Raw genomic sequence first — 2,767 nt, forward strand, 5'->3', positions numbered from 1 at the left:
CTTCGGGCGTCTCCACCTCCAGCAGGCGGGCCGCCTGTTGGGCGAGGCGGGCCAGGAGGGCGGGCGGCAGCCAGGCGCCGGTGGCGTCGGCCGGGCGGGGGCGGTTCGGGTCCGCCTGGAGTTCGGCCAGGAGTTCGGCGATGCCGGGGCGGTCGGCGGCGGGCTTGGCCAGGCAGCGGGCGATCAGCGCGCGCAGCGGCTCGTCCCGGACCGCCGCCAGGTCCGGCGCCGACTGCACGATGCGGAACATCACCGCGTGCGGGTTGGGCGCCCCGTGTCCGAACGGCAGCCGGCCGGTGGCCGCGTACATCGCCACGCAGCCCAGCGCGAAGACGTCGGCCGGCGGCCCCACGTCCTCGCCGATGACCTGCTCGGGCGCCATGAAACCGGGCGAGCCGATCACCATCCCGGTACTGGTCAGCAGCGACTCCACGGACGGCTGGAGGGCGCGGGCGATGCCGAAGTCGATGACGCGCGGGCCGTCGACGGTCAGCAGCACGTTCGACGGCTTGAGATCACGGTGCACGATGCCGGCCCGGTGGATGCCGTCGAGCGCCCGTAGCAGGCCGTCGACCAGTGCCCACACGGAACGGGTGGGCAGCACGCCGTATGTCCTGACCACCTGTTCCAGCGAGGGGCCCGGCACGTAACCGGTGGCCACCCACGGGCGGTCGGCGGTCGGGTCGGCGTCCAGGACCGGCGCCGTGAACCGCTCGCCGACCCGGCGCGCGGCCGACACCTCGCGCCGGAAGCGGGCCCGGAACTCCTCGTTGGTCGCGTGCTCCTCGTGTACGACCTTGACCGCCACCGTGCGACCGCCGGCGGAACGGGCCAGGTAGACCCGGCCCATGCCGCCGGAGCCGAGCCGGCCCAGCAGGGCGTAGCGGCCGATCCGGGACGGATCGGCGGGCGTCAGCGCGCGTATGCCGCCGGCGGCGTCGTCCGGTCCGCCGGCCCGCCCGTCGCCCGGCCCGCCGTCGTGATCGCTGTGCATGACGGACTGATCCCCCGATCGTCCCCGTGTGATCGCCCGGCCGCGATCACCGAACTCGGAGGCAGGATAGACGCCGCCGGTCACCGGACGGCACCGCCCCCGGCCCACCGCAGCCGCCGTGGCCAGCGCCGTTGCCCACCGTGCGGGATGCGGCCGGCGGGCCCGCGGCCCGGGCCCGGGGTTACCGCCGCATAGCGCAGCGGGCCAGGAGTACGGGCCGAAGTGGCCGATTGCGCGCGCCTGGAGCGGTTCGGCCTGCCACGCTGGCGGGGTGAAGTACGCGGTGACGGTGGACGCACAGATAGCGGGTGGCTCCCCGGAGTTGGACGCCCTTCAGCGGGTGGGTGCCGTGGCCCTCCTTGAGCGGGCGTTCGACGAGGTGGCGGCGATCGACGGGCCCGGCGGGGCCGATGTGGAGGTGCTCGACACCTTCGTCGGGGTGCATCCCGGCGGCGCGCTGATGAAGGTGTTCGTCGACGCCCCCGCCCTCGAACTGGCCGAGGACGCGGTGCGGGCGCTGGTCGAGGAGTTGTTGGAGGGCTCCGTCCTGCTCGCCGAGTGGACCGTGGTCCGCTGCGCCGTCGAACTCCATCCCGACCTCACCCGGGAGAGCCTGGACGCCGCCGAGGGCCCCGACGCGCCGCCCGACGACCTCGCATCGCGCCGGGCCAGGCTCAGCGCGGGCCGTACCGAGGCGCCGGGGCCCGACGCGGCGGGCGAGGTGGTCGACGTGGTGGCGATGCGGGACACGTTCTGCGCGCTGGCGGGGCGGCTGCGGGCGTTCGGGCCCGAGGCGTTCGGGGTGGTGGCGCAGCCGTCGGCCGGGGTGGAGGCCGGCTGCGGCGACCCGGACCGGCCGTTGCCGCCGGGGCTGCCGCCCGGCCTGCCGCAGGACGCCGCCGACCGCCGCCCCGGTGTCACCCGGGCGGACGCCACTCTCGCGGCCGGCGCCCTGGTCTACGGCACCGACCTGCTCCTGGACGAGCTCTTCCAGGACGTGAGCGCGCTGGACGGGGACGGCGGCAGCGTCGCCGAGTGCGAAGAGCCGATGTGGCTGCTCGGCGAGCTCCCCCGCCGCTACTCGCTGCGCTACGACGCCCACTTCGGCCGCCGCTTCCTGGTCACCGCCATCGCCCTGACCACCCGCTTCACCCAGGGCACCTTCTGTCAACTGAGCTGCGTGGCCGAGGAGTTGGTGCTGCGACTGCTGCTGCGGGAGGCCGAGGTGGCGCTCGATCTGTTCGGCCTGCTCGACGAGGGCGTGTCGGCCGCGCTGCGCTGCTTCGCCGAGTCGGTGTACGAGGACATGGACCACGAGTGGCTGTACGACGACTCGATGGACGGCATCGACGAAAGCCCGGTCGGCGCCTACCTCGGCGTCGCCCCGATGGGCATCGCCCGCTGGTTCTCCCCCTTCAGCGAGGAGCGGTACGTGCATCCGTACGCGGCGGACGATTCGGTGGGGCCGCACGAGTAGGGACGTACGGGCCGCAGGGAGTGCGGGCGTACGGGTTGGTGCCGGGCCGGGGCCGGTGGGGCGGCGGGGTGACGCGGTGGGGTGGGGGGGGGGGGGGGGCGCGGGGGGGGGCGGGGGGCGGGCCGCCGCCCCCCCCCCCCCCCCCCCCCCCCCCCCCCCCCCCCCCCCGCCCCCCCGCGGGCCGCCCCGGGCCGCGGGCGCCCGCCCCGCGGGGGGGGCCCCCCGGGCGCCGGGCGAGGTGGTCGACGTGGTGGCGATGCGGGACACGTTCTGCGCGCTGGCGGGGCGGCTGCGGG

3 protein-coding genes are annotated in these 2,767 nt (G+C 76.3%); 2 read left to right on the forward strand and 1 reads right to left on the reverse strand.

Translation table 11 applies throughout. The annotated features are described in order from the left end of the window. Window positions 1–994: serine/threonine-protein kinase (locus tag AAHZ94_RS32125; RefSeq protein ID WP_349997235.1), on the reverse strand; the 994-nt coding region annotated here is incomplete at its 3' end. 271 nt (window positions 995–1,265) lie between these two features. Here AAHZ94_RS32125 and AAHZ94_RS32130 point away from each other — a divergent pair. Together AAHZ94_RS32130 and AAHZ94_RS32135 are read left to right on the forward strand one after the other, a co-directional pair. Beyond that, window positions 1,266–2,471 (forward strand): hypothetical protein, encoded by a 1,206-nt coding sequence (locus AAHZ94_RS32130; RefSeq protein WP_349997236.1) that lies wholly within the window; start codon window positions 1,266–1,268, stop codon window positions 2,469–2,471. A 55-nt stretch (window positions 2,472–2,526) separates the two neighbouring features. Continuing rightward, window positions 2,527–2,767 (forward strand): hypothetical protein (locus tag AAHZ94_RS32135; RefSeq protein ID WP_349997237.1); only part of this gene is annotated, 241 nt, incomplete at its 3' end.

The sequence above is a fragment of the Streptomyces sp. HSW2009 genome, from assembly GCF_040240285.1.
In the GTDB taxonomy this organism is placed as follows: domain Bacteria; phylum Actinomycetota; class Actinomycetes; order Streptomycetales; family Streptomycetaceae; genus Streptomyces.